The following is a 6000-nucleotide window of genomic DNA, read 5'->3' as shown; positions in this document are numbered from 1 at the left end:
GCAAAAACGGGGCTACACCGCAGGGAAAGGCGGCGTTTGCTCAGCGAAATTGAATCGAATTGGGTCGCGATCATCGTTGCGCGGCGGAATTCATTGAAAACCTCGGGTTATTCGAGGTGCCCTATAACAAATACAGATCCCACATAACGCATTGCCGAATCGACATTTTTACTGAATTTAGCTCATATTCGCCCTGCGAATCTGCCAAAAAATGCCCAGGGAATTCACGAAAATTTATGTAAATCCATGGATTCCGGACCCGGGATGGCACTACAGAGGGTAAGAAAGGCGTGTCCGGCCCTGAAGCAAGCCTGCTGGTGGCCGGCTAGCGGGCAAAGCAAACAGACGTGAAAAATCGCTCCGGCAACGGGGAGACGTGTCGGCAGGGGAAATAGGGGAAAGGAAGACCGGTGTGGAGCCGGATCAACAGCCTGCCGGGGGCAGGCTCAGACAGCCCGGCCGCGGCGCTGCATGGCCATGATCTTGGCCTGGACATAACCCTTGAGCTCGCGGAATGGCACCGGCTTGCTGTAGAAGATCACATCGTTCGGCAAACCGCCATTCTCAACGATCTCGTCTTCGGTCAGCCCGCTCACCACCACGATGTCCAGATCCTGCAGCTGCGGGTCTGCCCGCAGGCGGCGGATGACCTCGAAACCGTCGATACCAGGCATGCGCAGATCGGTAATCAGCAGGTCGGGGGGGAAACGCCCGATCTCGAGAAGGCCGTCAATGCCGCTGGAGACCATGCGCACTTGCAAGGGCAAGGTCCAGCTGTTGAAGGTGTGCTCATAGAGCTTCTGGAGGATGCGGTCGTCTTCGGCAACCAGCACCTGCAGGGAGCCGGCGGCAGGCCGCACGGCGTTCTGCCCGCTGCCCGACATGGAACGAGCCCGGAACTCCTCAATGGAGCTGACGCGGATCCGCCTGTGGCCCCCGGCAGTCTTCCAACCCTCCAGCTGGCCGTTCTCGACCATTTGCTGGACGGTCCCCAAGGAGAGGCCCAGGCGCTGGGCGGCTTCTGAGGTACTGCAATATTCCTTTTCAGGAGATTCGGGCGTGGCGGCCATTTCGATAGGGCATAAAGAACGTCGGTGTTTAACGATGTTACCAGCTAAGCCGGGGATATCGGGGAGCGGACTTGCCCCCGATGGCGCCCGACAAAACCTGACGATACATCAAAAAGGTTGTGCATACCAAAAAACCGTCAAAAACAACAATTTTATTATAAATTCATGCACTTACTTTCCATCCGCAGCGTCTGTCTCATCAACAACGTAAACAAAGATAACTTCAACCCCGAAGATGTTTACAGATACACGCAGCAGACGCAGCCCGGAAAGGACGCGTAAGGCACCTCATGACCTTGCGACTGCTCGACGAAAGCATCCAGCGTGCCTCTAAGGGTGGCGGCATGCTGAGACCGCGGAAACTGAAGGCCCCGAGCATACAACTAGCCCAGTATCATTGCAGCTTCTTGAACCCCCTGTAAAGGGCAACGGAAACGACAGGACAGATGCAGACGCAATCTGTCATGAACTCTCCAAGCCAAGCATACGCTTTGCCCTTCCAGCCTCCAGCAGCAATCAGTGCGCTCGTTGCATCGGGTGCGTCGGGGCTGCGTTACCACCTGCACAGCCAAGCACCGAAGTGCTTCGGCCAAGAATGCTGACCAGACCGCTGCGACGGTCACGATGCCCTTACTTAGCTGCAGGCGACTAGGTGAATCAGCACCCAAGGGCCGCTGAGCCGGGACGAGCCCCACCGCAGGGCCCGCTCCAGCACCAAGCGTCGCTGCTGGTTGGCATTGCCCTGGACCTCCGCCACCGAGGCGCCCGGCTCACTGCAGGCTGTGATCAGTGAAATTTTCACCTTTCCTGAACACCGCGTCCGGCCAGATGCCGACCCTGTCCGGGTTAGGTACACAGAGGGACCGGCAACGTGATAATCCCTTGCAAAGCAAACTCTAAAGCCGGCTGATCTTGGTAGCCTGAGGAGAGAACGATATGGTGGTATGCCCGGCATAAGAGGAGAACGTCTGAACATGTCCAGCAAGTCAATGTTTTAGACGAAATCACCCGCCTTGATATCAATCTCATTTATCTGGGTTGCAGGGGACAGCTCTCAGGTAGGCGTGCGTAAAGTGAAGGCCAGCGCAGAAACGCCAAGCCCCCCGTCCGCTGGAAGTCGATCTGGACATTGGAAATGGACCGGACCATCAGAAACACGTTACCGTCCCGTTCGCACTCCCCGTCGTTGCTGGGTATGTCCCATAGTTGCTGACGGAGTGCGTCTAGCTCCTCACCAGATATCCGGTCACCCACTCTGAGGTTGACGGCGGCATCCTGAAGCGCCCACTTGACTACGAGGAGCGTAAGCCACGGCATGCTCTGCAGGTCCTGAAGGCGGTCACTGTGCTTTGTCCAAAGTAGCTCTAAGGACAACTCAACGAGAGATGTCGCGCTGTATCTGCGTAGCCGATTCCGAATCGTCTTGTAGATTTCCTCAACCCCCACTTTGGGCTGCAGGATGCTTCCAGCCGACTGATACGTGAGCGGTAGGGTAGGTAGTTGCAGATCATGCTTCATGACATAAGTCTATGCCATGCCCCCCGTGCCTATGCAACCGACCACCCAAAAAACGGCTGTCGGACCTCGCAAGTGTGATCTAAACAGAGTCTGTTCAGATGCGGCAGAGATCTGGAGATCTCCCCAGGGCAGTACTTTGCCAACTCTACGCAAACACCCCGGTCTGCGACTGCATCAGCAACTTGGAAACAAGCATCTGCCCGGTGATCGTATCCATATAATCTGAAGGCCTAGCGCCTCCCAGGGCGGGGATAGGTCGATCAAGCCACTCACCAACCCATCGGGCCGCGTCAAACTCATTCGGACTCCCCGAGTCCTCCACCATGACGGTAACCTGGTCGATCAGACAGACCAGTCCAAGCACCCGCTCTGAATGCTCGGGAGAGAGCATCAAGCCTTGACGAATCTTCCGTCTGACAGATGAACTAGGCATGTTAAGCATACTCAGCAGGCGTTCGCTCGAGACATGCATCGCCTCCACGAGGTCCGGTATGTGAGAAGTGCGTTCTATCAAGCCTATTGCCCATCATTGCCATAACTACTACCCATCGGTCACACAATGACCAATCCGTGCCCTCCACTGACCACCTAACGCCATTGTGACCAGTAATTTCGAGTTGACCGGCCTCGGCAACCCTTGACCACCATTTCCATTCTACCCAGCCGAGTTGTCTTAAATAAAAAGAAGCCTCCGAAGAGGCTTCCGCTAAAGTCAAAAACCCTAATTTATAGTTAATTCACGCTAGGCAACTTTGTGCGTATTCTGCATGCCACGACGTTTTCGGAGCGACTCGCCTTTAATCTCGATTCGATGCGCTGAGTGAACAATTCGGTCAAGCAATGCATCAGCAACCGTGGGCTCCCCAATGCGGTCATGCCATTCAGAAACAGGGTGCTGGCTGGTTAGGATCAGGGAACTCTTGCCCATCCGATCATCGATTAGCTCCAGAATCTCCCGTGCCGACGCGGCATCCATGGGGGCCATTAACCAATCATCCAAAATGATGACTGACACCCGCACCAATTGCGCTCGCAAACGGGCCAGCGAACCGTCCCCTTTCGCCACGACCAGATCCTCAATCAGACGAGAAAGCCGAAAGTAGCGAACCAACATGCCCCTCCGACAAAGCTGAGTGCCGAAAGCACATGCCAGCCAAGACTTACCGGCGCCGGTTGCACCGGTAATGATCACATGCTGACCGACCTCCACCCAATTGCACATCGCCAGCGAGTTAATCAAGGAGCGATCCAGCCCCCGCCCTGGGTCATAATCGATGCCCTCAATACATGCCGAAGGTTCCTTGAGCTTGGCATCCTTCTGCAGCTTTGTCATTCGCTTGGTATCCCGCGTCGAAACCTCGGCATCAACTAGCATGCCCAGGCGATCTTCGAACGGTAGGGACTGAATTGCCGCCTGCCCCATTTGTAGTTCTAGAGCGTTTAGCATCCCAGTCAGGCGCAACTCGCGCATCTGTGAGATAGTTTGTTGAATAAGCATAGATATTTACGTTAACTGTAGTAGTTGGCGCCGCGGATGTTCTGGTGGGGCTTTACTAGAGTTGGCTCGACACTCGGCGTTTCAGAGAGCGAGACCATCGACTCCACCTTGTCACGCCCAGTGCGTAAAATCGAGCGAATACTCGACAAGGTGACAGAATTGATTTGCAAAGCTACTGCAGCAGCAGACTCCAGACGCACCAACCCATATCGCTTGCTTTCCTCCACAAGCGCGACACAGGCACGAAAGCCACTCTCGGGGTGAGGCTTATGTGCCAGCAAGTGGCTGATGACCTTTTCTGTTGCATCACCGACAGACTGTCCCCATGCAATCAATCGGGTTGGCGACCACTCGGAATAATGCTGATGGGAGGCTGGCATGAAGTCGCGATTGATTGCGCGTTGTCCTTGGCTGTGCAGGCGGACATGACTTGCCACCCTCCGATTTTTGAAGAAGACTTCAACTGTATTGGCTGTCGCCCGGACATCCACATGTTGATCCACCAAGTTATACGGCACCATGTAGAAACATCCTTCGTATTCGACCATGTAATCCAATCCAACCCGGGCTCCAACTTTCCAGTCCGCATACTCGTAGGGCTCTGGGGGCAATGCCTTCAAGGCTGGCTGATCCAACTGCTCAAACAATTCAGCTCGCGACCCCTTAATCTTCTTGAAGGGCCTGGCGTTGAACTCTGCCAACAATGGCCGAATGGCTTCATTCGCCTCATCCAGGCTAAAGAACACCCTGTTACGCAGCTTGGCCAGAATCCACATTTGTACAATACGCACCCCTGCCTCAACCTTGGCCTTGTCTTTCGGCTTCTTGGGGCGCGCCGGAATGATCACGGTCCGGTAGTGGCGGGCGAAGTCTACAAAGCGGGGGTTGAGCTTGACCTTCCCCTTACTATTCTTGATGACGGCCGATTTCAGGTTGTCGGGAACGATCATTGAGGGCACGCCGCCGAAATAGGTCAGCGCGTTGGCGTTGGCCAGCAGCCAGTCTGGCTCCTGCTGCGAGCGCCCGGCCTCAACATAGGTCTTGCTGGAGGCTCCCATAACGGCCACGAAGATCTCGGCCATGCTGATCTCGCTCGTTTCGCGGTTGGTGATCGGTAAGCGTTTGCCGGAGTAATCCACGAACATCTTTTCACCCGGACGATGAATTTGCCGCATCGTGATGTTCAACTTACGCGCCCAACTATTGTAGAGACGCAGAACGTGAACGTAAGAGTACCCATTGGGGTGCTTGGCCCGATACTCCTGCCATAACAGCTCTACCGTTACGCCCCGAGTCTTCAAGTCGTTGTGCATTGTCTCGAAATCCGGCAATGGTCTCCCCTCGTCGCACGACAGAGGGCGTGCATTGAAGCAAGAGTCCAAGGTATTGTCGTCCATGCCATCAACCTGTTCTAGGGTGATGCCTTTTTCGATTCTCAGTCGGTCGTAACGACTGATTGTGTTATGACTGGCACCGATAACACAGCCGATCTGCCGGTAACTCATCCCCCCGGCGAACAGCACACGCAATATTTCACGGATGGTGCTCATCCTTGCCTCCTTGTAGCAATAGCTTCAACAGGGCGCGCAAGCGCGACACCCTGTCATCAAGGCGACAAAAAGCAAGCCGCCTTGACACGAAATGGAGCGGAAGGCAGAATGAAAAAGGGCTTTTCATTAAGCGCTTCAAAAAACGGCTACGGTTGGCAGACCTAGGCCGTTTTTGCTTTTGTGCTCCCGTGATTTAACGTGATCCGGGCTAGCTGGTCATAGGAAGACCTCCCTTCCATATTTTTTCGGGCGGATAAATGCCCGGCTCAACGGCGCGCGAGGGCGTCGCCGTGCGGATGACGTAGCTAGCTATAGTTGCCGGCTACGTCTCCACGTGGGGCCACGCGTGCGTTGTTCTCGCAAC

5 protein-coding genes are annotated in these 6000 nt (G+C 55.2%); all 5 read right to left on the bottom strand.

Features of this window, described 5'->3' with window-relative positions; all coding sequences use genetic code 11:
* Window positions 1–446: 446 nt before the first annotated feature.
* Entirely contained in the window at window positions 447–1070 is a 624-nt protein-coding gene (locus tag PHI64_RS19635; RefSeq protein ID WP_299886645.1) for a response regulator, read from the bottom strand.
* A 634-nt stretch (window positions 1071–1704) separates the two neighbouring features.
* Window positions 1705–1872 carry a hypothetical protein gene (locus PHI64_RS19630; protein WP_299886642.1) on the bottom strand — a complete coding sequence of 56 codons (168 nt, stop codon included), beginning with the start codon at window positions 1870–1872 and terminating at the stop codon, window positions 1705–1707.
* A gap of 861 nt (window positions 1873–2733) precedes the next feature.
* On the bottom strand, window positions 2734–3069 hold the full coding sequence (locus PHI64_RS23645) for an antitoxin Xre/MbcA/ParS toxin-binding domain-containing protein (RefSeq protein ID WP_366945227.1): 336 nt from the start codon (window positions 3067–3069) through the stop codon (window positions 2734–2736).
* A gap of 261 nt (window positions 3070–3330) precedes the next feature.
* A complete protein-coding gene (gene istB / locus PHI64_RS19620) occupies window positions 3331–4086 on the bottom strand; it encodes an IS21-like element helper ATPase IstB (protein WP_299886639.1) in 756 nt (251 codons plus the stop codon).
* Window positions 4087–4097: 11 nt separating this feature from the next.
* On the bottom strand, window positions 4098–5636 hold the full coding sequence (gene istA, locus PHI64_RS19615) for an IS21 family transposase (RefSeq protein WP_299886636.1): 1539 nt from the start codon (window positions 5634–5636) through the stop codon (window positions 4098–4100).
* Between the last annotated feature and the right edge of the window lie 364 nt (window positions 5637–6000).

Source organism: Zoogloea sp. (assembly GCF_028689785.1).
Lineage (GTDB): Bacteria > Pseudomonadota > Gammaproteobacteria > Burkholderiales > Rhodocyclaceae > Zoogloea.
Note: the sequence above shows the minus strand (reverse complement) of the source record. Positions and strands in the feature narration are given on the sequence as shown.

What these genes read in the sequence shown, in the direction of transcription:
- istA (WP_299886636.1), bottom strand. Translation starts at nt 5,636, where the DNA reads ATGAGCACCATCCGTGAAATATTGCGTGTGCTGTTCGCCGGGGGGATG.
- istB (WP_299886639.1), bottom strand. Translation starts at nt 4,086, where the DNA reads ATGCTTATTCAACAAACTATCTCACAGATGCGCGAGTTGCGCCTGACT.
- PHI64_RS19635 (WP_299886645.1), bottom strand. Translation starts at nt 1,070, where the DNA reads ATGGCCGCCACGCCCGAATCTCCTGAAAAGGAATATTGCAGTACCTCA.